Origin of the sequence: Priestia sp. BR_2 (genome assembly GCF_041954005.1) — a bacterium.
GTDB classification, from domain to species: Bacteria; Bacillota; Bacilli; order Paenibacillales; family Paenibacillaceae; genus Paenibacillus_AQ; species Paenibacillus_AQ lautus_A.
Genome location: NZ_JAVFHM010000312.1, coordinates 81,554 through 108,092, shown reverse-complemented (window position 1 = coordinate 108,092; position 26,539 = coordinate 81,554). Strand labels below are relative to the sequence as shown.

At 47.8% G+C, this 26,539-nt stretch carries 34 protein-coding genes and 1 pseudogene; 23 read left to right on the top strand and 12 right to left on the bottom strand.

Annotated features, from left to right (window positions below; genetic code table 11):
* The first annotated feature begins 12 nt into the window (after nucleotides 1-12).
* From RB298_RS27180 to RB298_RS27145, 8 genes are all read left to right on the top strand, one after another.
* Nucleotides 13-411, top strand: coding sequence for a hypothetical protein (locus tag RB298_RS27180; protein ID WP_486049464.1), 399 nt, complete (start codon nucleotides 13-15; stop codon nucleotides 409-411).
* Between the two features lies 1 nt (nucleotide 412).
* Nucleotides 413-538, top strand: coding sequence for a hypothetical protein (locus RB298_RS27175; RefSeq protein ID WP_486049462.1), 126 nt, complete (start codon nucleotides 413-415; stop codon nucleotides 536-538).
* Nucleotides 539-599: 61 nt separating this feature from the next.
* Entirely contained in the window at nucleotides 600-731 is a 132-nt protein-coding gene (locus tag RB298_RS27170; RefSeq protein WP_486049460.1) for a CD1375 family protein, read from the top strand.
* Nucleotides 732-815: 84 nt separating this feature from the next.
* On the top strand, nucleotides 816-1,283 hold the full coding sequence (locus RB298_RS27165; RefSeq protein ID WP_009594467.1) for a phage holin family protein: 468 nt from the start codon (nucleotides 816-818) through the stop codon (nucleotides 1,281-1,283).
* The gene (locus tag RB298_RS27160; protein ID WP_486049458.1) at nucleotides 1,228-2,055 is read left to right on the top strand and encodes a peptidoglycan recognition protein family protein; all 828 of its coding nucleotides are present in this window, start codon (nucleotides 1,228-1,230) and stop codon (nucleotides 2,053-2,055) included. Before RB298_RS27165 ends, RB298_RS27160 begins: the two co-directional genes overlap by 56 nt.
* 183 nt (nucleotides 2,056-2,238) lie before the next feature.
* On the top strand, nucleotides 2,239-3,030 hold the full coding sequence (locus tag RB298_RS27155; RefSeq protein ID WP_486049457.1) for an endonuclease/exonuclease/phosphatase family protein: 792 nt from the start codon (nucleotides 2,239-2,241) through the stop codon (nucleotides 3,028-3,030).
* Nucleotides 3,031-3,045: 15 nt separating this feature from the next.
* Nucleotides 3,046-3,531, top strand: coding sequence for a hypothetical protein (locus tag RB298_RS27150; RefSeq protein ID WP_486049455.1), 486 nt, complete (start codon nucleotides 3,046-3,048; stop codon nucleotides 3,529-3,531).
* 18 nt (nucleotides 3,532-3,549) lie between these two features.
* Nucleotides 3,550-3,744, top strand: coding sequence for a hypothetical protein (locus tag RB298_RS27145; RefSeq protein ID WP_486049453.1), 195 nt, complete (start codon nucleotides 3,550-3,552; stop codon nucleotides 3,742-3,744).
* On the opposite strand, the gene RB298_RS27140 is transcribed toward RB298_RS27145, so the two are convergent.
* A complete protein-coding gene (locus RB298_RS27140; protein ID WP_486049451.1) occupies nucleotides 3,741-4,610 on the bottom strand; it encodes an ATP-dependent DNA ligase in 870 nt (289 codons plus the stop codon). The genes RB298_RS27145 and RB298_RS27140 overlap by 4 nt on opposite strands.
* 148 nt (nucleotides 4,611-4,758) lie before the next feature.
* Between RB298_RS27140 and RB298_RS27135 the strand changes: the two genes are divergently transcribed.
* Genes RB298_RS27135 through RB298_RS27125 form a run of 3 tightly spaced genes read left to right on the top strand, consistent with a single transcriptional unit; the run spans nucleotide 4,759 to nucleotide 6,742 of the window.
* The gene (locus RB298_RS27135) at nucleotides 4,759-5,142 is read left to right on the top strand and encodes a YhjD family protein (RefSeq protein ID WP_486049449.1); all 384 of its coding nucleotides are present in this window, start codon (nucleotides 4,759-4,761) and stop codon (nucleotides 5,140-5,142) included.
* Nucleotides 5,142-6,407, top strand: a complete 1,266-nt coding sequence (locus RB298_RS27130; RefSeq protein ID WP_486049447.1) for a DNA polymerase IV — start codon at nucleotides 5,142-5,144, stop codon at nucleotides 6,405-6,407. The genes RB298_RS27135 and RB298_RS27130 overlap by 1 nt, the downstream gene beginning before the upstream one ends.
* Nucleotides 6,404-6,742, top strand: coding sequence for a YolD-like family protein (locus tag RB298_RS27125; RefSeq protein ID WP_486049445.1), 339 nt, complete (start codon nucleotides 6,404-6,406; stop codon nucleotides 6,740-6,742). The genes RB298_RS27130 and RB298_RS27125 overlap by 4 nt, the downstream gene beginning before the upstream one ends.
* A gap of 127 nt (nucleotides 6,743-6,869) precedes the next feature.
* On the opposite strand, the gene RB298_RS27120 is transcribed toward RB298_RS27125, so the two are convergent.
* Complete coding sequence (locus RB298_RS27120) at nucleotides 6,870-7,067, bottom strand: YqaE/Pmp3 family membrane protein (protein WP_036673458.1); 198 nt, start codon at nucleotides 7,065-7,067, stop codon at nucleotides 6,870-6,872.
* Nucleotides 7,068-7,717: 650 nt separating this feature from the next.
* Here RB298_RS27120 and RB298_RS27115 point away from each other — a divergent pair.
* From RB298_RS27115 to RB298_RS27105, 3 genes are all read left to right on the top strand, one after another.
* Nucleotides 7,718-7,930 (top strand): helix-turn-helix domain-containing protein, encoded by a 213-nt coding sequence (locus RB298_RS27115; protein WP_486049443.1) that lies wholly within the window; start codon nucleotides 7,718-7,720, stop codon nucleotides 7,928-7,930.
* A gap of 231 nt (nucleotides 7,931-8,161) precedes the next feature.
* Nucleotides 8,162-8,833 (top strand): hypothetical protein, encoded by a 672-nt coding sequence (locus RB298_RS27110; RefSeq protein WP_486049441.1) that lies wholly within the window; start codon nucleotides 8,162-8,164, stop codon nucleotides 8,831-8,833.
* The gene (locus RB298_RS27105) at nucleotides 8,826-10,022 is read left to right on the top strand and encodes an ImmA/IrrE family metallo-endopeptidase (protein WP_486049439.1); all 1,197 of its coding nucleotides are present in this window, start codon (nucleotides 8,826-8,828) and stop codon (nucleotides 10,020-10,022) included. The genes RB298_RS27110 and RB298_RS27105 overlap by 8 nt, the downstream gene beginning before the upstream one ends.
* 132 nt (nucleotides 10,023-10,154) lie before the next feature.
* Here the strand turns inward: RB298_RS27105 and RB298_RS27100 are convergent, their stop codons facing one another.
* Complete coding sequence (locus RB298_RS27100) at nucleotides 10,155-10,313, bottom strand: hypothetical protein (protein WP_486049437.1); 159 nt, start codon at nucleotides 10,311-10,313, stop codon at nucleotides 10,155-10,157.
* A 245-nt stretch (nucleotides 10,314-10,558) separates the two neighbouring features.
* On the opposite strand from RB298_RS27100, the gene RB298_RS27095 reads away from it, so the two are divergent.
* Nucleotides 10,559-11,455 (top strand): HNH endonuclease, encoded by an 897-nt coding sequence (locus RB298_RS27095; protein ID WP_486049435.1) that lies wholly within the window; start codon nucleotides 10,559-10,561, stop codon nucleotides 11,453-11,455.
* 60 nt (nucleotides 11,456-11,515) lie between these two features.
* Nucleotides 11,516-11,902: pseudogene (locus RB298_RS27090) on the top strand (manganese catalase family protein); the annotation flags it as partial.
* Between the two features lie 99 nt (nucleotides 11,903-12,001).
* Here RB298_RS27090 and RB298_RS27085 read toward each other — a convergent pair.
* On the bottom strand, nucleotides 12,002-13,372 hold the full coding sequence (locus RB298_RS27085) for a sensor histidine kinase (RefSeq protein ID WP_486049433.1): 1,371 nt from the start codon (nucleotides 13,370-13,372) through the stop codon (nucleotides 12,002-12,004).
* Nucleotides 13,369-14,055: a response regulator gene (locus tag RB298_RS27080; RefSeq protein WP_096776325.1), complete on the bottom strand. Its 687-nt coding sequence runs from the start codon at nucleotides 14,053-14,055 to the stop codon at nucleotides 13,369-13,371. Before RB298_RS27080 ends, RB298_RS27085 begins: the two co-directional genes overlap by 4 nt.
* Before the next feature lie 180 nt (nucleotides 14,056-14,235).
* Here RB298_RS27080 and RB298_RS27075 point away from each other — a divergent pair, with 180 nt between their 5' ends.
* Both RB298_RS27075 and RB298_RS27070 read left to right on the top strand, forming a co-directional pair.
* On the top strand, nucleotides 14,236-14,628 hold the full coding sequence (locus tag RB298_RS27075) for a DUF6220 domain-containing protein (protein WP_096776324.1): 393 nt from the start codon (nucleotides 14,236-14,238) through the stop codon (nucleotides 14,626-14,628).
* Nucleotides 14,629-14,635: 7 nt separating this feature from the next.
* Entirely contained in the window at nucleotides 14,636-14,845 is a 210-nt protein-coding gene (locus RB298_RS27070) for a DUF5957 family protein (protein WP_096776323.1), read from the top strand.
* Between the two features lie 15 nt (nucleotides 14,846-14,860).
* Here the strand turns inward: RB298_RS27070 and RB298_RS27065 are convergent, their stop codons facing one another.
* Complete coding sequence (locus RB298_RS27065; RefSeq protein ID WP_486049430.1) at nucleotides 14,861-15,145, bottom strand: hypothetical protein; 285 nt, start codon at nucleotides 15,143-15,145, stop codon at nucleotides 14,861-14,863.
* Nucleotides 15,146-15,328: 183 nt separating this feature from the next.
* Here RB298_RS27065 and RB298_RS27060 point away from each other — a divergent pair, with 183 nt between their 5' ends.
* The gene (locus RB298_RS27060; protein ID WP_486049428.1) at nucleotides 15,329-16,015 is read left to right on the top strand and encodes an HAD family hydrolase; all 687 of its coding nucleotides are present in this window, start codon (nucleotides 15,329-15,331) and stop codon (nucleotides 16,013-16,015) included.
* A 109-nt stretch (nucleotides 16,016-16,124) separates the two neighbouring features.
* Here the strand turns inward: RB298_RS27060 and RB298_RS27055 are convergent, their stop codons facing one another.
* Genes RB298_RS27055 through RB298_RS27030 form a run of 6 tightly spaced genes read right to left on the bottom strand, consistent with a single transcriptional unit; the run spans nucleotide 16,125 to nucleotide 22,816 of the window.
* Nucleotides 16,125-17,240: a YheC/YheD family endospore coat-associated protein gene (locus tag RB298_RS27055; protein ID WP_486049426.1), complete on the bottom strand. Its 1,116-nt coding sequence runs from the start codon at nucleotides 17,238-17,240 to the stop codon at nucleotides 16,125-16,127.
* Nucleotides 17,222-17,746 (bottom strand): GNAT family N-acetyltransferase, encoded by a 525-nt coding sequence (locus tag RB298_RS27050; RefSeq protein ID WP_036659806.1) that lies wholly within the window; start codon nucleotides 17,744-17,746, stop codon nucleotides 17,222-17,224. Before RB298_RS27050 ends, RB298_RS27055 begins: the two co-directional genes overlap by 19 nt.
* Before the next feature lie 53 nt (nucleotides 17,747-17,799).
* The gene (locus tag RB298_RS27045) at nucleotides 17,800-18,903 is read right to left on the bottom strand and encodes a YheC/YheD family endospore coat-associated protein (RefSeq protein WP_486049424.1); all 1,104 of its coding nucleotides are present in this window, start codon (nucleotides 18,901-18,903) and stop codon (nucleotides 17,800-17,802) included.
* A 3-nt stretch (nucleotides 18,904-18,906) separates the two neighbouring features.
* Nucleotides 18,907-20,274, bottom strand: a complete 1,368-nt coding sequence (locus RB298_RS27040; protein ID WP_096776319.1) for a YheC/YheD family endospore coat-associated protein — start codon at nucleotides 20,272-20,274, stop codon at nucleotides 18,907-18,909.
* Entirely contained in the window at nucleotides 20,271-21,407 is a 1,137-nt protein-coding gene (locus tag RB298_RS27035; protein WP_096776318.1) for a YheC/YheD family endospore coat-associated protein, read from the bottom strand. Before RB298_RS27035 ends, RB298_RS27040 begins: the two co-directional genes overlap by 4 nt.
* Before the next feature lie 14 nt (nucleotides 21,408-21,421).
* A complete protein-coding gene (locus tag RB298_RS27030; protein WP_015736994.1) occupies nucleotides 21,422-22,816 on the bottom strand; it encodes a YheC/YheD family endospore coat-associated protein in 1,395 nt (464 codons plus the stop codon).
* Between the two features lie 136 nt (nucleotides 22,817-22,952).
* Here RB298_RS27030 and RB298_RS27025 point away from each other — a divergent pair, with 136 nt between their 5' ends.
* The 4 genes from RB298_RS27025 to RB298_RS27010 all read left to right on the top strand — a co-directional run bounded on the left by RB298_RS27025 (nucleotide 22,953) and on the right by RB298_RS27010 (nucleotide 26,485).
* Complete coding sequence (locus tag RB298_RS27025) at nucleotides 22,953-24,119, top strand: DUF445 domain-containing protein (RefSeq protein ID WP_015736993.1); 1,167 nt, start codon at nucleotides 22,953-22,955, stop codon at nucleotides 24,117-24,119.
* A gap of 75 nt (nucleotides 24,120-24,194) precedes the next feature.
* Nucleotides 24,195-24,542, top strand: a complete 348-nt coding sequence (locus RB298_RS27020; RefSeq protein ID WP_009595776.1) for a YlbF/YmcA family competence regulator — start codon at nucleotides 24,195-24,197, stop codon at nucleotides 24,540-24,542.
* A gap of 141 nt (nucleotides 24,543-24,683) precedes the next feature.
* Complete coding sequence (locus RB298_RS27015; RefSeq protein WP_096776316.1) at nucleotides 24,684-24,971, top strand: hypothetical protein; 288 nt, start codon at nucleotides 24,684-24,686, stop codon at nucleotides 24,969-24,971.
* Between the two features lie 179 nt (nucleotides 24,972-25,150).
* Complete coding sequence (locus tag RB298_RS27010; RefSeq protein ID WP_036659800.1) at nucleotides 25,151-26,485, top strand: DRTGG domain-containing protein; 1,335 nt, start codon at nucleotides 25,151-25,153, stop codon at nucleotides 26,483-26,485.
* Nucleotides 26,486-26,539: the final 54 nt, after the last annotated feature.

The following is a 26,539-nucleotide window of genomic DNA, read 5'->3' as shown; positions in this document are numbered from 1 at the left end:
AGGGATTAGAGAATGAGAGAGGTTAAAGCTTTAGGTCGGCGTTTTTTTTGGGTTAAGACAACCGGGAATATCATCGCTCAACGGAATGAAATGCTAGCGGGTGTTGAGTCAACAAAAGGAGAGGATTTTCTAGCCTATATCGAACTAAGAAACTATGACCCCGACGCTATTGAAATGACCACATTCGAGCCCGGACAGTACGCCGAGGACTTTGAAAAAGCTTCGAGTTGGCGATTTAATCCCGAAACGGGAAGCATCGAATTTTTATATACTGATCCGGACGATCCAGAACAGCCGCCAGTATTTCAAAAGCCCTTATCCGAAGAAGTCGAGGCATTAAAGGCGGCAGACTTGGATAACAAAGAAGCCATTGCGTTGCTGTTTGAAATGCAACTGACAGGAGGTCTGTAAAATGGATAAGCGAGCAATAGCGAAGATTTATCTTGATTTGGTTAAAGCAGGCCGACGCGAAGAAGTCAGTATCCCGGAAGAAATTCGTAAAGAATATGACGAGTTAAAAGCTGAGTCCAATGCGTAAGCTGCTGGAACGGCTTTTTTTGTTGGCCTTAAACCTTCTGATGAAGGGAGGTGAGAAGCTTATGACAGAGCAGCAGAAGCGTGTATTCGCCACAACATATGTGCATCTGATCCTTAATGGTCGTCGGACGATTGGCGAGGTGCCAGTCGTGATTTTGGATATCGTTAAAGCGGATCTAGGTATTACGGAGTAAGTGGCGCTGCGAGGCGTGTTTTATGCCCCTGGGTGGTCCGGGGGCTCTTTTTAATAGAGAGACAAAGACAGGAGGAAGGGTCGAATGGGGGAATGGTCTTCAATAATTAAAACCATATCCACAGCTTTGGGGGCACTGGCCGGGTATATGTTTGGAGGTTGGAACATGTTAATGAACTTGCTTCTATGGCTTGTCGTCCTCGATTGGTTAACCGGTTGGGCGGCCGCATGGATAAAAGGAGAGCTCAAAAGCAGAAAGGGATATCATGGAATTGCACGTAAGGTTGCGATTTTCGGGCTTGTTGTGATCTCACATTTCATCGATGTCATTTTAGGAGGGCAACAGTATTTTCAAAATGCTGTGGTCTTTTTTTATTTGGCGAATGAGTTGTTATCGATAATCGAAAATGTGGGTCGCATGGGTGTGCCGGTTCCAAAGATATTCAGAAAGGCAATTGAGGAATTTAATGAAATAAGTGGGGAGAAGGATGACGGTAATGAAAATGGTCGATCTTCGGGGGAAACTCCCGATTCACAAGACAAAGCGGTATAGTACCCGGAAACTGACGGACATCCGTTCGATTGCCATTCATCACTCGCTTACATTCACGGGGTCACCTGAAGCCTTCGCGACTTATCATGTTAACACCAATGGATGGCCGGGCATCGCCTATGCTTTTGTGGTCCAGCGTGACGGCACCGTGTACAAGTGTTGGGACCCTGAAAAGGTCACCTATCACGTAGGAAACAGCAACAAGCACGCCCTTGGAATTTGTATGGTCGGAGACTTCCGGACACAGCAGCCGACGTCAGAGCAGTACCAGGCGACGCTTGAACTGGTCCGGCAGCTCCGGAAGGTCATTCCTTCCGCTCAGCAGATCAAAGGGCACAGCGAATACCCAGGCTATTCATGGAAGGCATGCCCCGTCATTGACATGGAAAAGTTTCGGGATGATGTCGATAGAAAAACACCTGAAAGGGATGAGGGAATGAATGCATCAGAAAAAGCTACATTCGAGGCGCTGGAACGTAAGGTTGCCAGCCTCGACAACAGCAATAAAGTCCTGAAGAAAGGGATGCAAGAGCAAGGGGCGTCATTGAAAAAGCAGAAGGCGCGCATCGAGGAGTTGGAGAAGCTTCAGAAAATGGACATGCCGAACTGGGCCAAAGATGCCGTCGATCAAGCATTTAATGCTGGACTTATCACGACGAAGAGCCCAAGTAGTTACGAATTTTACCGCATGCTGACTGTCCTGCAGCGCGGTGGCATGATCTTTAAGAGAGAACCTTTCTCGGGCTGCAGGTGCTGCTCGGATAATCCCTAGTCTCCAAGAAGGTACAGGGACAGGGAAGAGAACAATAGTTTATATACAATAAGCTCAAGTTTTTATAACTCAAAGACCCTGTGGCTAATTACAGCAGGGTCTTCGGGTACTGCTTATTTACAGTTTGATATGGGAGGACTATACTTACTTAAAGTAGTTTAGATCGAGTATCGGAGCGAGATCATGAAATTTCTTTTCTGGAATACGGGACGACGAGTGGATAACGAAATAATATGCGACATAATTTCAGAGAATAATTGTGAAGTAGCAGCCTTTGCTGAGTATAATAATGATCAGATTGATTTAATAAAACAATTAAATGATAAAGGATTGGATTTCTACCACTTACCTATTATCGGTTGTGAACGAATTAACATTTTCACCAAGTTTGACCCAGCTGCATCAGTCATTCTAAATGAAAGTAATTACTACACAATTAGACTTATTCCTCATGTTGAAGTTGGCTTTCTTATTTTAGTATTTGTTCATTTTCCAAGTAAACTACATACAAATGAATTTGACTTACTCGAGGAATCCAGTTATCTCAAGGAGTTAATCGAGGAAATAGAGGAAAAGTATGAATGTCAGAATACGATAATCATTGGTGATTTTAACATGAACCCTTTTGAACCTGGGATGATAACCGCCAATGCATTTCATGCGATACCCACTAAGATTGAAGCATCCAGATTTGAGAGAGTTATAAGAGGACGAAGGTTTACCATGTTTTATAACCCAATGTGGAATTTATTTGGGGATGAGGTTAGCCCAGCGGGAACCTACTTTTATAATTCCTCAAGTCAATTTATGATAAATTGGAATATGTTTGATCAAGTTATTTTAAGACCAGGGTTAATCCCTCATTTTGATCTTAATGAGTTAAAAATATTAACCAAATCCAATGAAAAATCACTAACAGATCATAATGGAAGACCCAAAGTTAGTGATCATTTACCAATATGTTTTGCATTGTGAAGGGAGTCTTGATTTATGGATAATAATCTTTGGCCACAATTTAATAGCTTTTCTCAAATACAAACACCACAAAAAATTCTTGAAATACAGGGTAAAAAACTAATGGAACTAACAAATGGGCTCGTGTATGGATCAGTAAGTGAAAGTATGCGCTCTGCTGACAAGCCCATGAAAGGCGAAAGTTTACTGGCATTAACCCTTAGTAATAAAGACTATGATTTTAACTTTCGATTTGAGTTAGCCAGTAAGTATTTAACCAATTATAGATTCCAAATGTTTATAATTTCGCACAATATTGATATCTACCCTTTAAAACTTAAACTAGACCCTCCAACAGCTCAAGAAATAGGAATTGAAGAAGTTGTTTCAATTATAGACGAGGATGATTTTATAAGTACCTTATCACAAATATTTAAAAGTGATAGAGTAACTAGGATAGTTTATAACATTATGCAACTTGCGGATTCCGGTACAAATAGAATAGATGACTTACCTTTTTAATAAGGAAGGAAGAGGCTAATGAATCGGTATATGAAGTCTATTACTTCGCCAATTCAACTATTCACTGCTAAATTAGATGGTACCCCAATTGCAGTTTTTATTGGTCTTGAAATGGTTGGTTGTGGCAAAATTGATGAAATAACAGACTTCATTGTTAAAATTGGTGACGAATTTTATGTTCGGGATGCGTGTACTTTTAAATATGTCATCTAGACTATAATAAACTTCGTGAAAACTGGACTACGCAAAAGCCCCGACTTGGTCCAGTTCCTCATCTTAACCTCAGCTCTTATTCGCGGCTCAATGTATACGAAATTATGGTCTTCTCCAATAATCAACGACTTCACAACGTTATAAAATGCCTTCTTGTGCGTAGGATTTGCGCCCAGCTCGATAATACCGGCTGGGCGCATCTTTGCGTTGTCTAGTGCCGGCACGGCCACCAGCCATCCGAACTCCTCTTTGCGGTAGCCGGTGATGAATACGTCTTCGTACGACCAGTTTATCACTTTTCGCCAATTATCCGATCGGTGCCCTGTTTCATATGCGCTATCCTTTCGTTTACCGACAACGCCCTCCATCTCGCGTTCCTCAATCTGCATAAACAGTGCTTCGCCTGCGCCTTCAATGAAGGGTATAACACCGAAGCTCGCAGAGGGCAGCGAAACAGACGCGAGTATTTCTTTACGCTCCATAAGCGGCAACCTGCGAAGATCTTTACCGTTATACTGCAACACGTCGAATATAACGAAAGTGGACGGCAAAGTCCGGGCTAATGCCGCAATTTTATCCGTCTTCTTCGCTTGGAAACGTGACATAACGGATTCAAAAACGGAAATGCCAGTCACTGGATCAACGCATGCAATCTCTCCGTCCAAAATAATGTCATGCGGGAATAGAGCGCTAGCTATCTCGGGATATTGGCGCGTACAGTCGTTGTTATGGCGTGTATATAGACGGACTACGCCGTTCTGCTGCGAGAAGATCAAGCGGTGGCCGTCGATCTTAGGTTCAAATATATAACGCGAGTCCGAGAACGGAGCTTGCGCGGTTGCGAGTAACATCGGATCAATAAACATAAATACACCTCACTGTAATTATAACGTTCAAGGTTATGCGGATCAGGCGGTAAGTTATGACATTACATAAGGGTTAAATTTACATTGATAAAAGAACGAATGTTCGCATATAATACAAACAAACGTTCTCGTTATGAGGTGGATAGATATGTTGAGTATTGGGCTTAAACCAGACGAAAGCAAGCTAGTGAAGGACTACACGTTATTACCTTTATTACTTGATGTACTGGAACATGATCGGGGAGTCCTTTGCCGATCAGACTTAAAGACACCAGAACTGACCAATGCCATGATCGACCATTTACAATCTGCAGCATTAGCGGAATTAACGGAAGCACGTAGGAGCATGCGCAAAAAAGGCTTAAAGGTGTACGAAAATCGAAAGACAAAGCTTGGAATCGAGGTTGAATTTGTTTGTAGAGGATATCACCATAAGCTGTCCATGCTTTGGGGATTAATCGAGGCAGAAATTGAGCAGAGATCTTACACTTATCTGGGGTTAAAAATCGCAGAGAAGGGTTGGATACACTAATGCCTGCTAACCGAGTAGTGTTTCTAGGTGACTGTCAGTCCTTCTATGCTTCTGTTGAAAAAGCAGACCATCCAGAATATAAAGATCGCCCTGTGGTAGTTGCCGGGGATCCGGAAAGACGGTCCGGAATCGTATTGGCTGCATGTCCTCTCGCTAAGGCGAAGGGGATAACGACAGCGGAAAGACTAGGTGAGGCACTTGCTAAATGTCCTGACCTTGTCGTCATCAAACCACGGATGCAAAAGTATATTGACGTCTCGATGCAAATCACGGAAATATACAAGAGCTATACTGATCTTGTTGAGCCGTATAGTATCGATGAGCAATTTTTAGACGTGACTGGTTCGCTACATCTATTTGGCACGCCAGTCGAGTTGGCGGAAACAATTCAGCGCCATGTTATGGATGCGACCGGTGTCTACGCACGTTTCGGTATTGGTGAAACCAAGATCCTCGCGAAGACAGCCTGCGACAATTACGCTAAGAAGAATCCATCCGGAATCTACACGTTGTCAAAGGAAACGTTGGCCGACACGCTTTGGAAACTCCCCGTTAGCTGTATGTTTATGGCCGGCAGCAAGATGACGCGTCACTTTAACGTAATGGGTCTACCAACGATCGGCAGCGTTGCTCAGACGCCGCTTGCCAAGTTAAAACAGATGATGCGTCGTAAGTTCGGTAAAAACTCCGATATCTCTGCGGAAATGTATTGGCGAATTGCTAACGGTATCGATGATAGTCCAGTACGGCCAGGTACGCACAGTGTTGACCCTAAATCTGTAGGACACATGATGACCCTCCCTCGGGATTACACCAAGCTAGAAGAAATCAAGGTCGTGCTACTTGAGCTGACTGAATTGGTTTGCCAGAGATGCAGGGGGCTTGGTTTTATGGGGCACGTTGTATCGGTCGGCTGTATGGGAGCCGACTTCGATCGCCCTACGGGATTTTCGCGTCAAATGAAGATGGAGGACCCGTCTAATATCACGAATCAGGTATACCGCTGGGCTTGCCGGTTGCTTGAAACGTATTGGGATGGCTTACCGATTCGGAGGGTCGGTATTAGTTTGTCGCAGTTTTCAGCGGATACGGAATATCAAATGTCATTGTTTGATACTGGACGGGAGCGGTCAATGGCACTTGAACGGGTGACTGATGCCCTGAAAAACAAATATGGAAACTCTATTGTGATTAGAGCAGTATCCAAAACAGACGCAGGCCAAGCGCTGGACCGATCAGCTAAGATAGGAGGACATTATAAATGACAGAACGAAAGAGGCTAGAGGGTAATGGGCTATGGGAATCAAGTCGTATGATGTTGCCTGAGCACAAAGTTGCCATAAATATCAAAAATAAAGAAGAGGGTCGAAAAGAAAGGCCAATATTGGATTCTCAGGAGCTTGAGCTAATCGAAAGTACGTTGGCTGAGTCATTTAATGAACACAGTACTGTTACTATTCGACTTTTTAATGAGTATGAGCATGTTGAGTTAACCGGTATCGTTGTAACGATCCATACCTTTAGACGTGAGATCAAGCTAGCGACTGCATCAGGTGAATGGGAATGGATAAAAATCGAGGATATAGTTTCGGCAAATTGAAAATACTCGCCAAAAGAGAATTCAGTTTGCTCAGGCTGACAGGGTAATTTTTGAAATTTCACAAGTTGGGAATATGAAAAGACCTTGCTACACGGCAATGTCAATAATATATAATGTCATGGTTGATTTAATTTCGTTGATTTTGAATCGCACGAATCAATTTTTCGTTCCTCTTGTCAGCTTTATAGTTGTTTACCACGAGGATTGCGTGAATGACTCCTGGAACATAAGCGCACAGGGTAAGGATGATGTTTAAGAGAAATTGTCCAGGCTTTCCACAGGACAAGATAGCAAGTGGGGGGATAAGGCAAAGAAGATACCGCATAATTACTTTCTCCTTTATTGAGATGTTTGAAATTAGTCTAACAGAAGTAGGAAAATATTTCTATAACAATTAGCATTTACTGAGGTGTTCTTGAATCACTTATCTGATCTGACTATCCAAGAAACACAGAAAAGACCCTTCCAGCCAATTAGCCGGTTGGGTCTTATTTCGTGGATACCTAAGATAGAGTTTACCACTTAGCAATTAGGATCCCTAACGTCACCAAGCTGATTACAATCGATGTCGTGCTTAATACCATTGTTGCTTTGTACATCCTGGTAATGTTCATACCTTCAGCTCCTTTGTGATATAATTAAGGAGAGAAGAACAACGCCTTATATTTCACCAACCCTTTAGGGAGAGCCCTTTTTTAGGGCTCCCTTCCGGGTCATCTGATTAGTCGACCAGAGCGGTGATGAGGTTGATGATTGAACCAGCTAAGCCAATGGTTGCACCCATTAGCATGAGCCTTGCGATTCTTTCATCTCGTTGTTCTTCTTTCCTTGTTTTTCTCATCCTTGTCTCACCTCCTTATACATTTATTATACAACGAAATTCGTTGAATTTCAACTATTTCAGTTGAATTTTTTTAACGAATTTCGTTGATATTTTATTGCGAGATGGGTATACTGTTTTTGAGGTGATAGACCATGTTGATATTGAAGTTGAACGAACATATGGAAGAAAAGCGTGTTAATACTCGTCAGTTAAGTGAGATGACAGGGATACGTTGGAATACAATCGATGATATGGCTAAGAACAAGGCAAAGCATTGGGCTCCGGATAATCTAGAGAAGGTTATGATTGCGTTAGGGATCGAGAATATAGCGGATTTGATTGAATATAAAAAAGACTCTGTTTAGTTACAGATCGGGGTGTTTTTACAATAAATCCCAAGTGGATTATAATCATATTAATATCAACGGAAACACCGTGATGTAATCCGATGGTATCGGTAAAAATAACCCTGCTGGCTTTTGCTGGCAGGGTTATTTTTTGATTTTAATTCCTATAAATTGGATGTTCACTTTACACAATTGATATTTTTTTATATAATTGCTTTACATCGATAATGTAAAGTGAGGTGCTTTTCAATGAGTAAGGATATGACGTTTACCGAATCAATGTTTTTTAGTGATTTTCATCCAAAAATTCTTGGTCATCTCAAATACGCAGTCCAACAAGGATACATAATATGCGCTAAATGTATTGAAGACTATGATTTTCTTAAAGATTTTATTGCAAAACGTGATCGTGCTCGACTTCAAAATACCGCTGTAGAGTACGCTATCAAGATTAGAGCAGAACGTTACGATCTGGATATTGTCGCATCTCATGCTAACAATATCAGAGGTTCTTTTCCTCATTATAATTTTCACGTTGGAAAGTCTATTTTCACTGTAAGCAGAACAGATAAATACGATTCTCTTCCCAGAGATGCAGATTTTAGAAATATGAACAGCGCCATAAACTCCCAAGTGGAGTTAGTCAATGATGGTACATCACTTATTGTTCCTGAATTTTTTGACTCTGTCGAAAAATATTATTCGATATTAACTTTTGGCGGAACATCAGATGTGGAATTTATGCATTTAGGTGTTCCGAACCCGAATATAACTAGATGGATGTTTCAATACAATCTTGCCAATGCTCTTTCTCTTGTGGAGAAACCAATATTACAAACGGAGAACATTACTAAACAAGATGTTATGTCTGTGAAAGATGAATTTGTAAAACGAAATAAGGATGTGTCAGAAAGTGAGTAAACATATTGATCACGGGAAAACAACAAGAGCAAATTTGCAGCAACAATTCATCCCGGATCGTTTGCGGCAACTTAGGGTTGCTCTTGGTTACTCATCAGTCGATTTTTCAGACAAGATTGAAGTTAGTCGTCAGGCCCTAAATCAATTTGAAACGAATCGAATAACACCTAGCTTTGATACAATGAAAAGGATTGAACTTGTTACTGGCTTCCCCATGAGCTACTTTTTCAAGCCACTTACACAAGTTAATGAGGGTCCGTTTTTATTCCGAGCGAATTTATCTTCCTTGAAAAAAACCAAGGAAATGTCCCGTTTTCTCATGCTTCAATTGCAAGAAATCTTTGAATACTACGAATCATTTTTAGATTTTACACCAGTCAATATTCCATTATTGGAGTTTGACCTTAACTCCTCAATTGAAGACATTGAAGATATAGCTGTTGAAGTTCGGAAGCATTGGGGATTGGGATTAGGGCCTATAAGCCACATTTACAGACTCCTTGAAAATAATGGAGTTATTATCGGACAACTGAATAAGCGTTTGGACAAAATAGATGCTTTTTCTCAGTGGAGAAATGGCCGACCTTTTATAATCACTGGATCTGATGATTTCTCCGCCTGTAGACTTCGATTAAACGCAATGCATGAGTTCGGTCATCTATTACTCCATACGGATAGCGAATATGAGGAAAGGGCCAATAAAGATGCTGAGTTTTATGCAAAAGTAGAGGAACAAGCATATAGATTTGCTGGAGCTTTCTTGCTGCCTAGAGAAGCCTTTCTCAACGAGTTATATTCAACTTCAATTCAGCATTTGGTTGAACTTAAAGAAAGATGGGGAGTATCAATAGCTGCAATGATCAGACGGTGTAAGGATTTGGAAATAATTTCCGAATCCAAATACGAATCTTTAATGCGTCAAATTAAAAAACATGGGAAAGTTGAGCCGCTTGATGATGTAATCCAGAGAGAGAAACCTACTGCATTTAGTCAAGCAGCAAAAATGATTGTTGAACATGGACTAAAATCCAAGCAAGAAATCATTCAAGAACTGCGAACTCCCATTGCCTTGACCGAAGTTTTAAATGGTTTAGAACCAGGTTATTTTACAGAACAAATTGAGTCCGCAAAAATTGTGAATTTGCGGGATTTAAATACTCAGAGCGACCGAAAATTTAGTCAGAATTAACTCTTGAGGAAGTCCTCTAGGTCTTCTTATTTTAGTGACAAATCGAAAGAAGTAGTGGATTATGTCTAGGAAACTCCCTCAATTCCCATATAAGAGCTGAACCCTGCTAGTTATTACTGGCAGGGTCTTTTCTTACTTATTTCTCCAATAATCTTCGCCTACATAGTCCTTATATTCATCTTCTGTGATCAAATCATCTTTCATGAACTGTTCCGCATCTCGTTCACTTGCAGTTTGGGTATCCATATCGTGCAAAGCATTCCAACGTTCCATATCATTTTCATTTGGCATTTATAATCTCTCCTCGTTTGGATTAAAAGGAATATTTTCCCTGTTATATATAGTATACGAGAGGAAGTAATTTAAGCAAGTCAGAGGGACATATACTTTTGCGCAAATATACGAGGTAGTTGCAACAAAATTAAAGTAGTATTATAAATGTAATCTGGATAAATATAGGAGGGATCAAATCGAATTACCGGCAGGTATTATTCCTGCTAAAAAAGAAAGTATTTAAATTTTGAGGGTGACTTTATGTGTTGTATCAATTAATAAAAGAACCATACTCTTATGAACTTGATGTAACTGGAAATAAGGATTTTTTAGGAATTTCCCAGAATAAAAAGTGCATTTTTTGTGGTAAAACAGAAAATGAGGTTTCATTCAAAAAAGTGGCTCATGTTATTCCAGCTGCCTTAGGAAATCGAGTCTTATTTAATCATGAAGAGTGCGATGTGTGTAATGAACAATTTTTTAGTAAACATGAAAACGAATTGGTGAATTTTCTTATGTTGGACCGTGTATTCGTCCGGGCACGTAAAAGGAATGGTTCCCCTAAGTATAAGCCTTCTGGAGGAGAGTCTTATATTGAAGGTAAGGTAGGAACGAATCAAGTTCGATTAAATTTATTGGACGGGGAAGATTCATTTGAAATCATTGAGACTGATGGCGGTAATACAATTATTATGAAGCTGAATGACCCTCCTCCCTACCGACCTGAAGATATATGTAAATCCTTAACTCATATGGCTTGGCCTTTATTACCTGAATCTTTCCGAACCAAGTTAACATATGTTCCTGAGTGGCTCTTAAACAAATTACAGATCCTTCCACTCTTTTGTGATGTAGCATTTGTTCCTGGAAATGGATATGCAAAGGTAATATTGGAATTGTGGAAATCTGTTGATGAACAATCAGATTATCCAATAGCAATTCGCTTTACTTTTGGTTTTAAGATAATAACATTTTATTTACCAACAACGTCGACCGTTAAAACTAAACCAAGCATGCATCTGGATTACATTCAGCATCCCGGCGGAATAGACATAACAGTAGATGCAATGATGATCAATGATGATCAAAGAATTAAACCTAAAGATGTATCGTATACTTTTTCATTTAAATCAAGAGATGAAAAGAGGAAATTGGAGTAGCATTTTTTGACTTCCTATCTGGTATGATGAACGATTTTTTGTTATTGATAACTATAGTGTACAGAGGAATTCGCACATCTCGAGATGATTGCCGCGATGGTGTACAAATTGACGAAGGATGCAAGCGTGGCGGAGCTGGAGGCAGCCGGATTGGGCGCGCACTATGCCAATCACGATCATGCGCTGTATTACGAGAATGCCGCTGGCGTTCCGTTCACGGCAACTTACATTCAGGCAAAAGGCGATCCGATTGCGGATTTGTACGAGGACATTGCGGCAGAAGAGAAAGCGCGCGCTACATATCAATGGCTCATCGACATGACCGACGACGTGGATTTGCAGGACAGTCTCAAATTTTTGCGGGAACGGGAAATCATTCATTCCCTCCGCTTCCGGGAGGCCGTTGAGATTATCAAGGAAGATCGGGAAACGAAGAAAATATTCTAGGGTGCGTACATCGTTAGCCCCACCCAAGTGAATCGTTCATGACAGGCCCGGCCGATAGCGGCCGGGCCTGTTTATGGTGGAAGGGAGATATCGCGGCCATTAGGTCCCGCGCAGCTCCTGGTCCGAATCATGATACGGCAGCCGGACCGTAAAGGTGGTACCCTGCCCCGGCTTGCTCTCCGCCTGAATCGTGCCTCCATGAGATACGATGAATTCCTTGGCAATCGCAAGACCTAGTCCCATGCCGCCTTGATGCCGCGCACGCGCTTCATCCGTGCGGTAGAAGCGGTTAAAGATATAAGGAAGATGCTCTTCTTCAATCCCTGGGCCCGTATCCCGAATATCGATCCGAAGCATGCCGGATGGGGACTCCTCTAACAGCGAAACATGGACAAGCCCGCCATGGGGCGTATACCGGATCGCGTTGACGAACAGATTCAGGAACACCTGGGTGATTCGACTAGGATCAACGGGTACGGAGGTGCGTTCCGTAGCGCTCGTCAGTCGCAGAGCCAAGTTTTTGGCCTCCGCCTCAGGCTCTACCCGTTCCCGGATTTGACTCAGCAGAACCAGCATATCGGTTGGTTTTCGAACCAGCGGCAGCTGCTTCGCTTCGGCTAAAGATAATTGATGGAGGTCACCCACGAGCCGGGTTAAGCGAATCAATTCGTCCTGGATGGGAAGCAGCAGTTCGGGTTCGATCGGCTGCCGATTCTGTTGAAGCAGATCCAGCTTTCCCCTCACGATGGTCAGCGGTGTGCGAAGCTCATGGGCGACATCAGCCACCAAATTGCGGCGGACCATTTCCGATTGTTCGAGCTTGGAAGACATTCCGTTAAAAGCGACGGCGACCCTCCCGTATTCGTCCTCCGAGGTGACGGGGGCCTGAATGCCGTATTCGCCTTGACCGAGGCGTTCGATGGCCGGGACGAGTTTGCGCAGGGGCGCCGTGAGCCTTCGCGATATCCAGTATGCCGCCCCGAGGGATAGCAGGACGAAGAGGATGGTGCCTCCGCCCAGCAGAATGATGATGGATGTGGGCGTGCCGATCCGAAGCTTGGTCAGGTTTGCCACGTCCGTATCATAATAATACAGCTCCGCGACCGCGTCGCCTTCAACATGCAACGTCCGCTTTACCCCCAGACGTTTGATCAGCTGCTCTACAGCCTCCCCCTCATGCAAGAGGGTCGTTTGTTCCCCTGACACCAGCAGGATGCTCTCCTGGCGGTCAGCCGAACGGGGACTGTCCGCTAACCATGCCTGATCCTGAACGGCACGAAAAGTATGCCCATTCTTTACGTAGTAGCCGACCAGCCGGTCCTGGAGCTGATCCAGCTCTTCTTCGCGCGAGGTTTGCAGCATGACATCCATGGAATCGCGGATCACGATATAAGTAAGAAGGACGAAGACGGTGCTGAAACCGATAATGAACGACGAGAGGACGATGAAGATTTTGCGGCCCACGCTCATGGCTGCTGCTCAAACCGGTAACCGAATCCATACACCGTTTTGATAAAAACGGGCTCGGCCGGGTCATCTTCGATTTTTTTGCGAATCCGGCTGATATGGGCGTCCGCGGTCCGTTCATCATTGTGGATATCATCCTCCATGGCCGCCTGAAGCAGCTGCAGACGGCTGTATACCACGCCAGGCCTGGAAGCAAGGGTCAGGAGTAGCTTGAATTCGGTAGGCGTAAGCAGGATCTCCCGGTCGTGTTTCCATACCCGGCATTGGGTTTCCGAGATCGTTAAATCGCCGCGCTTAAGCATTTCTTCAGTAACCGATTCGCCTTCTATTCTGCGAAGGACCGACCGGATACGCGCAGCCAGCTCCCGCAGGGAGAAAGGCTTGGTCATGTAATCGTCTGCGCCTACCTCCAGCCCGATCAGCTTATCGGTTTCCTCAATCCGGGCGGTAACCATAATAATGCCGACACGGCTTGATTTTCTGAGCTCCCGGCATACTTCAATGCCGCTTAATTCCGGCAGCATCCAATCCAATACGACCAGCGACGGCTTGGCGTCTCTCGCTTTGGCCAAAGCCTCCGTGCCGGTCGAAGCGGTAATGATGTGAAATCCCTCCTGCCGGAGGAACGGCTCCATAAATTCAATGACTTTCCGTTCATCGTCCACAAGAAGCAAGGTATGTGCCATGCAAGCATCCTGCCTTTCCATTGATTCGTTAGGTTCAGCGGTAAATCCACCCCATTATATACGGTATCCAGCCGCAATTGGAAAATTTCACGGAATCCGCAAGCCATCATCACAAGATCGCAACATTTCGATGATAGGATGATCTCGTAAAAATTTTTGAATCGAGAGAGGGATATCGACATGACGCAACAAGCTGTAAGAAAAACACCGCTGGCCGTATGGATATCGTTAGGGCTGGCATGGTTATTTGTTGTTTGTATTGCCGTTCAGACGTTTATTGCCGGCATGGCGCTGTTTCACGACGGATCGATGTGGAGAAGCCATACCGTGTTTGTCCATTTTTTTGAAATCGTGCCGCTGCTCATGCTGATATTTGGTATTGCAGGCAAACTGCCAGCCCCGTATAAAAGGAGATCACTGGCTCTGTTGTTATTGGTCATCAGCCAATACCTCACGGCGAACCTGCCTGGCGCAGGGGCATGGCATCCGGTCATCGCCATCGGATTGTTCTGGCTTGCCGTGGATACGGCACGTGGTGTACTCCCGTCCTTTCGACAGGAACAGAAGGGGTAATACGAACATGAGAAGCCTTGCCGTGCTGGTTATGGCTTTAATCGGAGGTTTTGCAGGCGGGATCGTTCTGAATGCAGTGATCGCCGTTACGTCGCACATGGTATTTGGAGGAGACGAGGGCGGGTTGAAGGGTCTCAAATATCTGCCGTTTGTTACCTCGGCATGGTACGCCGCTACGTTAATGATCTGGCGGCCGCGCCCGGAATTTGATCAATAACGCTTCGTTCCGGCGTTACCCTTCAACCACCAGCGAGATCCAAACGAACAAGATATAGAACAGGATCGGTATCGCAAACCCCAGGGACAACAGGTACCATACGAGCGGTGTCCGAACCATCTCCTTCACCAGGGCAATCGGGCTTCGGACATATCGGCCCTTCTTAAGCCGGTTAACCATCCTCTTGAGAATGGCGGCTTGCTCACGGGGATCATACCGGTCCAGCTCTGCCAGCAGTTCGGCTTCCAGCAGCCCGATGGCCGATGCTTCACCAGACTCCCTTGTTTCCGGCAAGTTCATCCTCTCCTTTCTTAGCACTTATTGTATATATAACAACGTTAAAGCCTCCTTGGTTACGCATGATGATATAGACCAAAAGCAGCAGTTATGGGGGAATGGGATTTGCAGATGTGATATGGTTCCTATATGATGAGGGGAGATTAGACTAGAATCAGATTATATGGAGCGAAGGGAAGGACAAAATTGGAAAAAACAGCTACGTTAATCAAGCCGGAAGCGATGATATTTGACATGGATGGAACGCTGTTTCAGACGGAGACCCTGCTGCTGCCCGCCTATCACAAATTGTTCGACATTCTGCGCGAAGAGGGGCACCACGAAGGAGAAACGCCGGATGAGGAGCTCATGCTTGGATGTCTGGGGATGCTGCTCGAAGACATTTGGAAGAAGGTCATACCGGATGCGACGCCGGCAGCCCATAACCGTGCAAACGAGCTGCTGCTGCAGCTGGAGCTCGAAGGTTTAAGCGATGAAGCAGCCGTTTTGTATCCTGAGGTGAAGGAGACGCTGGAGGAGCTTCATCGGCGCGGCGTCCGATTGTTTGTTGCCAGCAACGGCCTGGAGGATTACGTGAAGGGCATCTCCCAAGCGAGGGGGCTTATGCCGCTTTTTGAAGGAGTCTACAGTGCCGGAGAGCACGGAACGGCTTCGAAGGTGGATTTGGTCAGATTGCTGCTGGATCAGCATGAAATCAAGGATGCCTGGATGGTGGGAGACCGGTCATCGGATGTGGAGGCAGGCAAAGAGAACGGACAAACCGTCATTGGCTGCCGCTATGCAGGTTTTGGCGAGGATCAGGAGCTGAAGGGATCGGACGTTGTCATCCATTCTTTTTCACAGCTGCTGAAGCTTCATGACCAAGCCGAGTAGATTGGATAGGAGTCACAAAGGCTGTTTCCAAGGGTAGCATGCAACCCTCTTGGAAACAGCCTTTGTGCGTGTTTACGGATTCTAGTATTCGATTCTCAAGGGTTTGGCCTTAAGCATTCTTCGCGGATTTTTTTTGACTGTATACCCACATGGCATATTCTAAGGGCTTCACCATGGATTCGCGGTAGGCAGCCATATCGCCGATCTGCGAGAATACTTCCCTTGATGGCTTAGGATTCACCTCCAGGAGAAGAACCCTTCCGGTTTTATCCACTGCCAGATCCAGCGCAAGCTCGCACAAGCCTCCATATTGTCCGTCCAGAAATTGGGCTATGGTCACGCCGAGGGAATCGGCTTCCTCGCGGATGCTGGCGCGCTTTGCCGGATCTGCGATCCATTTGCTTAACAATTCTTCCATCATCGTCGCGCTTCCGCCGCCATGCAGGTTGGAGGTTACGCTCTTCGGCGCCCCGACGCGTCCCACGCAACCGGTCACCTGCCATTGACCGGCTCCGTCTTTCTGCACGAGCATTCGGTAGTCATGCACTCTTCCGTCCGGCAGCTCCAGCTGTATTCCTTCTTGGACGAGATATCGGTCTTTATTGCCCCAGCCTGATAAATATTGCGCCAAATGGCCCGATGGCATCCGTTTCGGTTTAATGATGCTCCGATTGGAATTGCGTCCCCGGATTTCATACGTGCCCGTAACGCCCGGCACCTTCGCAATCCGCAGGATTCCGCGTCCGCCCGTTCCGTTGATCGGCTTAAAATAAACGACAGGGTGAACATGGAGCATCCGGTGAATGTCACTGGTGCTCGTAACGATCCGGGTGTCCGGCAGATGGGGCCGGAAGCGTTTTTTGGTGGACAGTATTTGATGAATCGTCCATTTGTTGCGCAGCGGCCGGTTCAGAAACAGCAAGTACCGGTAGCGGGAACGAAAGCGCAGCAGCTGTTGAAAGCGCGGGCTCTTTTGAATGCGGCAGCGGTCAAAGATCATGTCGGGAAACGACCGCCACCTCCGGCTCCATCTTTGGTGGTCAGGGTCGTATTCCATGGCGTTGATCAGCCCTTGGGCGCTGTTGACCTCGGCGGGGGTGAAGACGTAGACGTCCAGCCCCATTGCCTTTCCTTCCTTGATCATATGCTCGTAGATATGCCGTTCCTCCAGCTTTTTCCGTTCATCCAAGTAAAGCGTCATAATACCTAAGACGGGTTTCGACACAGAGGTTCACCTTCTTGAATAGAGTCAGCATTAAATGGTTGGTGCAGGGGCAGGGTTCCGCTCATAATGAGCGTAGGTTTTCCTGTCGGACCCTGCTCAAGAGCAATGGCCTGCATCCCTGCATGAAAGCACATTTGCAAACTTGCCGTATGATCTGCAGCCACTTTGCATCGCAGCCGCCCGAACCTGGATAATTGCGAGCGGATCAGGGAAGAACCGATTTGCCGGTTGCGGTATAGAGGGTGTACAGCAATCATACAGGCACTTTCTCCATAATCCGCCGCAAAGCAAATCCCCACCGGTATGCGCCCGATATCGCCCCGAACCGTTGCCGCCACGATCGAAGTGCCGGGCTGCAGCAGCTCGTCGTAGGATAACGATGCCAGACGCTGATAACCTTCGCGGGTTAGACGCTTGTTGCTGTAACGCCGGAAGAACTCGCTGCATTGCTGTCTGGCATGCGGCCATTCTTCCGGGCTTGCGAGAGAGAGACATGAGATTTCCACATGATCCCCTCCTTTCCGTACATCTTTGACCGGTGCTTGAGACCGTGCAAGATTTACTTTTGCTTGATCAGATAGTCGGAATATTGAAAAATCCGCTCCAGTGATTTTTTGCGGATCGCCGGTTCGTCAAATTTCATCGGTCTTGAATTCGCCTCGAAGAACCAGAGGATGCCTTCGTTATCGATTCCAAGGTCCATGGACATTTCCCCATGGATCTGCCCGGAGCATTTCTCAATCTGCCGTGCCATATGCACGGCTGCCTTTCTAACCTCGCCCAGGATGGCATCTGAACGTTCCGGACCGAATACGATCGGCAGCAGCTTCTCCGGGTCCTCAATCGTTCCCCCGCGGGGAACATGCGTGGTTATGCTCTTGGCCCCTGCCATGCGTGCTCCGATTCCCGTGACCGCCCAGGAACCCGAATCGTTCTTTTGCACAAGAATGCGGAGATCAAAGGAGCGGCCATGGACCTGAGCCAGCTCGATTCCCTGCTGAATAAGGTATGAGCTTCCTTTGGTTTCCTGATAAACCCGGCTCCAGAGCCTTTCCAAGGAAGCCGCTTTGTACGTGGTACTGTTTTTGTTGTTCTGAATCTGGATGCGGTAGGGGAGCGATTTGTTTTTCTGGTACCGAATCCTCATAATTCCTTGACCGGCTTTGCCATCCTCCGGTTTTAGATACAGGTAGGGCTTCCTCTTCATCATCTCATATAAAGTCGGATACCCCTTCAAGCGCTTAGTCAGAGGAGTCCATTGCTTGGTTAACCGCGATTTGTTCAGCCAAGCGAACAGTCTCCACTTATTAAAGAAATGTGGGTTGTAGAGGTCGATATGGGGATGCCTTTGGCATTCCTTGATTTTGCGGCGAACCCACGGCAGCGCTTCATCCTCACGGTATGGAATCCGGTTATAGATAACCTGGGGCAGAGGACATAACCTCTGCTCCCAATGGTCGCCCATCAGCATATAGCCTTTGACAGCATCCGTATCAAGCTTCAGATCGCGTACCGTGACCACATAGACCAGAAACCCCATATCTTTTCCTGTCTTGATAATTTCCTGAAAGTTTTGCCGGTTGCCTCTGAACATGGTTTGAGTATCGTGCATGGTCAAGATTGCTACAACCGGTCTTCCATCACTCTCCACTCGGCTGATCACGAATCATTCCCCCCTGTGGAAGCCGCTCAGATACAAACTGTGATCAAAAATATGCTCGACTGATGCTCTTCCTTCCGCTTTAAGTGAAGGGTGGCTGAAAATCGATCTGCCCGGCTTCGAATTCGCTTCAAACATCCAGATTCTCTCGTTATCGTCTATGCCGATATCGAACCCGATTTCCCCTAACAGATGCGGGTGGTGATTCTCGATCGCTTCCGACATCGCAATGGCGGCTTCCTTGGCGCGCTCCAGCACATCACGCGATCTGGTTCCAAAAGCGCGGGAGAGCGCCACTTCCGGCGTCATCAGCGAGCCGCCGTTCTTGATATGCGTGGTGACGCTGCCGCGTCCGGCTTTTTTGGCGCCGATGCCGACCACGGCCCAACGGTTTCTGCTGTTCTTATGCATATGGAACCTGAAGTCGATGGGACATCCGTCGATTTCAATGAGACGGATTCCTTGCTGGATGACGTAGCTCTTCAGCTTGGCACCGTGCTTTGCCTGAAGCATCCGCATCAGACTGTTAAAGTTCGGGAATTTGAGCAGCGTGTTGCCGCCGTTTCCGTGATAGCGGGCATAGTATCCTTTTTTGGGAAGATAGGTTAACCGGTAGATGCCCAGGCCTAAACTTCCGGCAGAAGGCTTATAATATACGAAATGATGGCGTTCCATCATATCCTTAATCCGCTCGGGACTAGGATTGTTGTAGGTTTCCGGCAAATATTTGCCCGCCTGCAGGTCACCGTCCAGCTGCGAGTAGACATCCGATTTATTGAAGAACGCCCAATTGAAGAATTTGATGTTGCGTTTGCCGAACCGGTCCCTCAGTTGGTTGGTAAAAGGGGAGAAGTCGGTTTTCCGGCTCGGTAGGCGGTTATAAACGACATCAGGAAGCGGAACGGTCTTGCGAATGAAGCCGCCGCCGGAACCAAGCATATAGGCATGAACGGTTTCGCGCTGCCAATTGATATCCCGTGGGGCAAAGGCATATACGAACATTTTTTTGTTGCCTTCGCGAAGCAGCTGCCGGATATATGAAGTGCGGGCTCCAAAAGGACTGGACGGATTCGGGGGGCCGTCGGACAGAACCCCGACCACCGGCCCGAGTTCAAGTTCTCCTTCCCGGGGGGAATGGATATACACAGGACCCTGTCTGGGAACGTTGACGCTGTTTCGGACTCCGCTGCTTAAATAGATGTGCTTTCCCGACCGTTCGATCGGTTTCAGGGCAGCGGACACGGTATTGGTGCCAATGCGAAGCTTTATCGATTTCTTGCTTGATAGCCCCAGGCTCTTGAGAAGCGAACCGGATAAAAAGACGACTTTTTCGGGCTGCTGCGAGAAATGAATATTTCCGAAATTCAAACTCATGTATTTACCCTCCTAAGTTGTCGAAGCAATAAATAACGGGCGTATTGAATCGGATGTTCGACGGACAGCCGGGCTGCGTGACCATCTCCCGTTAGTGTAAATGCGCGTCGGCCAGGTTTGGAGTTGACCTCCAGGATCCAGACCCGTCCGCTGGTATCCACGCCAAAATCGATTCCCAGCTCGCCGAGCCGGCCGAATCCTTCCTCCAGCAGAGCTGGAAGCTGAGCGGACAAATCCCGGATGGTCCGCATGATCCCCGTGGCCTTTTCTTCTCCGAAATCGGTCGTTAGATAGGGGAGGGCGGGAAATGCCGTGCCTCCGCCATGAAGGTTTGAGGTTAATCCTTGGTCGGCTCCTTGCCTAACAGCGATTCCTGTGACGGACCATATGCCGCGATCATTCTTTTGAACCAATGACCGGATATCGTACGGGTGCCCGTTACCGTTGCGAAGCTTCAGGAAGGGCTGAATGATAAACCGGCGGCGGCCGGTAAAACTTCCCACCCATTCGTTCATCTCTTGCACGGGAATGGTATGCAGGAACATGCGATTGCTCCGATCCCTTCCTTGCAGTCTGACACGCTGTTGATCTGTCAACGCGAGGTACAAGGTGTGACGGCCCTGAGAGCCTCCGCTTGGCTTCATGAAGAGACGTCCGCCAAAGGCGAGCAAAGCCCGGCTGAGGGATTCGGCTCCCGTATAACTTAAGGTTGCCGGCAAATAAGGCTTGATGGCTGAGGAGCGCTTTAACAGCTGATGAACCTTCTGCTTGCCCGGCAGACCGCGCGACCACAGCTTAACGCCAAGCTGCGACATTCGGTTCAGAAGTTCACCGGCTGCGGCCGTTTCCTCGCCGCTTCGGTGCAGGCAACGGTCATAGACGATGTCAGGAAGCGGGAAGGTGCCGGTAATCCAGCCCTCTTCCGGATTGAAGCGATATCCTTTTATCCTGTCCGCGGCGCTGTCCGCACCTGAAGCAGGTGAGGCATCATCCGGACAAAAAACAAATACCTGCATGCCGAGTCCCTCGGACTTCAAGCTTAGCTCGCGGAGAAATTGCTTCTCGGCGAACGGTGGGAAGCCCGGTTTGCGGCATGCCATGACACCCAGGGTGCCTATTATCTTTGAGGACATAAGGTTCTCCTTTTTTACAAACCCGTCAAGTATTGACAGTATTGAACGAGTCGTACGGCAGACGGCCTTACTTTGGAGTCGGCATTCAATGGCGCGTTTTCGCCTTTGGAAGGCTTGGAGTTGACCTCCAGAAGCCAAATGCGTCCCGAGGTATCAATCGCCAAGTCGATGCCCAGCTCTCCGAAGTGATAAGGAATGGCAGCCTCCAATCCATGAGCGATATCGAGCGCCGCTTGGTTCATTCGTGCGGGAGCAGTTTGCTTGGAGGATAACGGAATGCTGCTCATGGCCAGCGCGTCCTTGACGGAAGATAGCGTACCGCCTCTGGCGAGATTGGAGACAAAGTGGTTTCCGCCGGCAATTCGGGCCACGACCGAGGTCACTGCCCATTTGCCGTTTTTGTCTTTATGAACAAGCGCGCGAAAATCGACGTTTCGCCGGTTGATGCGGATTAAATCCAATCCTTGCTGAATTTGATAACGCGTTTTTTTTATTTTTCCGGATAAGCTGCTGAACAGCTTTGGAAGCGAGGAGTAGGTGCTCTTCTTGGATCCTTCAAGAGATGTCGTCATCGTTTGGTAATGGCCGTTCTCTTGCCGGGATATCCGGATGATTCCCTTTCCCAGACTTCCCCGCACCGGTTTCAGGAAGACCGTCCGATACGTGGTGCACATTTTTTTGAGAGTCGGATAACCGCTGAGCAAATAGGATTCCGGCAAATATTTTTGGAGCTTCGCATCGGGTCCGAGCGCCTCGAAGACATCGGATTTATCGAGGAATTTCTCGTTAAAGATGTGGGTGCCGAATCGTGATTTTACTTCTCTCATAAAATGCTGTACGCTAGGACTATTCTCCAGTTTGCGGGTAGACAGCCGGTTATTAATGACGTCCGGAGCTGGAACGCTGCGCTTTTTCCAACCCGCGTCATAGATAATTGCTTCAAGTGTTGACGGGTTCGAACCGATCATGTCAGGGGTGAAAAAGTACACATATGCGCCTTGTTTCTTGGCCGCGTTTACCATTTCCAAACAGAAAGCCGAAATCGACCCGAAAGGTTTATCAGGTTCATCCGGTAAAAAGCGGCTGACCATGACACCGATGAGCGGACCGAGCTTCAGCATTTTTTCCGTTGGATAATATCTGACATTCATCGTGGTGCGAGGAAGCAGTTCCGAACTGCTGAATATGGTGGGGCTTAGGGCCAGCGTGTTCGATTTTCCTCCTGAAGTAACGCGGATTTCCTGCTTGAAGGAGCCAAAGGCAAGCTGTATCGGTGAATCTGTCGGGATACGGAGCTGTCTTATGAGCCGGTCACCAAGTTTGATATCGTTATCCGGAAGCTGGGCTGAGCGGATTAATTGAACCGATATCTTGGATTTGGTGTTGGATTTGATCTTGGATTTGCGCATGATGGATCTCCTTCCGACAACAACTGGATACTTAAGTGAACAGACGAAGACTTCATCTGATCATTGCATGTAATGCATCATATGAGGACATATATCCCTTGGTGATTGTACTGCTCGGGAAAAAGGAGTGCTGAAAATGCAGAACTGGCTGTTTATTTTGGTGAACGTGTGCGTCGCTGCTTTTGTTGGCGGCGTAACGAACCACTTTGCGATAAAAATGCTGTTTCATCCCCGCGAAGAAAAAATCATCCTGGGCCGCCGCGTACCCTTTACCCCGGGGCTCATCCCCAAGCGCAAGGACGAGATTGCCGAGTCGCTGGGGCATGTGGTTTCGGATTACCTGGTGACAAGCGAGGGCCTGCAGGATCTGATTCGCAGGCCGGTGTTCCGCAGCAAGATGGAGGAAAGCCTCCGGCGGAAGCTGGAGGAATGGAGCGAATCGGAGCTGAGCTTCGGCGATTTGGCGCTGAAAGTATGGAGTCCCGAACAGTGGGAGCAGATGAAGGTCCGGGCGGAACAATTGGCTCGCGAGCTTACGGCCCGAGGTGCCGCTGCCATATGGCACGGGTATGGGCTTGAGGCGAAACCGCTGAAGGAGCTCGTTCCCGGCTGGTCGGAGGAAACGATCCAGGGCTGGAGCGCGGCCGCAGCCGATACCGTGCTGAAGGAGCTGAAGCATACGCTCTTGTCGGCAAAGGGGCAGCTCATGCTGTCGGACGTAGCTTCTTCGCTTATCGATAAGGCGGGCGGGTTTCTCGGTACGATGGCTTCAATCTTTGTGGATGAGGATAAACTGGTACAGAAGATGACCCCTGTGCTGATCCAGCAGCTGGAGGGAGAGAAGGTCCGCAAGACCATCACGGACATCATCTCCGGAAAGCTGTCCCATTACGGGGAAATGCCGATCGGGGATATCATCGAACATGCATCGGATGAGCCGGGGCTTGCGTGGCTGACCCGGACATTGGATGACAAGCTTCCTTGGTCCACATGGATTCAGCGGATCGAGCTTCTTCGCGTTGGCGAAGCGATCGGCCCGCGCATGCCGGCTATCGAGGCAGCCCTGCCAGGAATGCTCGATAAGGGGCTGGGCTTTTTGGAGCGAAGCATCCCGGGGGCGATGAAGGCCGTTAACTTGCCTCAGCTCGTTCAGGAGCAGGTGGAGAAATTTCCGATCGAGCGGCTGGAAGAGGTCATTCTGAGCGTATCCGGCCGCGAGTTCAGGGCTATTACCTGGCTCGGGGTTCTGCTGGGCGGAATCATTGGATTACTCCAATCGCTGCTGACGATACTGTGGAGATGAGATGTTAAGAGTTAAGATGTGGCAAAGCGAACGAACAAAACGGCTTCTTAGCCGAATATAGGGGAGGAACCAAGAATGAACATTTATGACAAAGCGCATGATTTGGCAAAAGCAATGAAGGAGAGCCAGGAGGTAGAAGAGATTACATCCGCGATGAAACTCGTGGATGCGGATCCGGAGAGCAGACGCATGCTGGACGATTTCCGTCAGCGTCAGATGGAGCTTCAACAGCGCATGATGTCCGGAGACATGCCGGCCCAAGAGGAGATGGAGAAGATGGAGAAGCAGTTCGAGGTGCTGAGCCTGAACCTGAACATCCGCCGTCTGTTTGACGCCGAGCGGCGTCTGAGCGTCATTATCGAAGACGTCAACAAGATTATATCGGACAGCCTGCAGCATCTGTACGGACCGGCCCAATCCTGAGCGGTCTCGTTTGTAACCATGGTGCGGCGGTTAACTTCGAAGACAATTCGAACAAATTTTTAAAAACTTGTCTCATAAATTGCGCAAGCTCCTCATAGAGTAGAAATATAGATTTCAGAGAGTAGAGGAGCTGCGTTTACAATGAAAAAAAAGAAGAACAAGTTTAAACACACCGCATATTTATTGGTTGCACTCGGCATGCTGATATACGCCCTTCCGAGCATTTCTTTCGCCGGCGGGTTCTCTTGGGTTTCGCTGTTCGGTGCTGTCTGGGCAGGCTTTGCCCTGCTCGTGATCGGTTCGCATCTCTATTATCTTATCGGAGTAGATGAGGCGAAGCAGAAAGCGCTGGACGCAATCCGCAAGGAGAAATTGAGCCAGTGGGAACTGAAATGGCCTGAGGAACAGAAGAGCCAGGAAGCCAATTAAGTGCCGGATCACAGCGAGAGCTGCGATAAACAAAAACCTCCCTTGAAGCCGATGCGGCTGGATTATCCATCCGCCATCCTTGAGGGGAGGTTTTTTTGGATTTGACGGGTATGGGAGCGTCAGCGGACGTGATATAATAGATACAGTATAGTACAGATAGTGTTATGGGGGTGTAACAGTTGGACGTTCGGGATGATACGATTACAAAACACGAGCAGTTGGTTCAGTATATTGAAAGTTTGAAGGTGGGAAGCAAAATATCGGTGCGGCGGCTGGCCAAGGAGATGGGCGTCAGCGAGGGTACCGCTTACCGGGCGGTGAAGGAAGCGGAAAGCCTAGGCATCGTTGTCACGAAGGAACGGATCGGTACGGTTCGCGTGGAACGGAAGCCGCGGAACATATCCGAGCAGCTTACGTTTGCCGATGTCGTTGAGATCGTGGAAGGACATGTGCTTGGCGGTGCCGAAGGGCTGAATAAAAGCCTGCACAAGTATGTGATCGGCGCGATGAAGGTGGAAGCCATGATCCGCTATATCGACGCCGGAAGCCTCATGATTGTCGGTAACCGCGAAGATGCCCATTCCCTGGCGTTAGAGCAGGGGGCAGGCGTGCTGATTACCGGCGGTTTCGGCACGAGCCGGGAAGTGAAGCTGCTGGCGGATCAGCTGGATCTGCCTATCATCTCGTCCCGACATGACACGTTTACGGTCGCCTCCATGATCAACCGTGCCATTTTCGACCGTTTAATTAAGAAGAAAATTATGCTGGTGGAGGATATCGCCCATGATAAGCCCAAGAATCACCAGTTGAAAAACTCCGTCACCGTTCAGGAATTCAAACGGATTTCGCAGGAAACGGGGGAAAACCGGTACCCCGTCACGGACGAATGGAACCGGGTCATCGGCATTGTCGGGGTTCGCGACGTGGAAGGGCTGGCCGAAACCCAGCCGATCGAGAAAGCGATGACCCGCAATCCGGTGACGGCCAGCATGAAGACCTCCCTTGCGTCAGCCGCGCAGATCATGATGTGGGAAGGGATCGATTTTCTGCCGATCGTGGATCGGAACCGCAAGCTGCTTGCCACCGTCACCCGGAAAGAGGTGCTTGGCGCACTGCGGGATGCGCGAAACCAGCCTCAGCTCGGCGAGACGTTCGATCAGCTGATCTGGAACGGGATAGCGGAGGATCGGGATGAGGAAGGGCGATTGTTCTTCCACGGCTTTATCACGCCCCAGATGGCCTCGGAACTCGGAACGATTTCGCAAGGGGTGCTCACCACCGTGATGAGCCAGGCGGCCGTGAAGGCTGCCAAGGATATCAGCGGCTGGGATCATGTCCTCGATCATCTGTCGACGTATTTCATCCGGCCTGTGCAGATCGAGGATCCGATTGTCATTATGCCGAAATTGCTGGAGCTCAGCCGGCGTACCTGCAAGATGGAGATTGAAATCCAGCATCAGACGAGCCTGATTGCCAAAGCGGTCATGACGATGCAGGCGATCGATCACGGTTAACGGGAAACTCTCCCGACTAATAAAAATGGGCACCCCGCTGGTCTTGTAGACCAT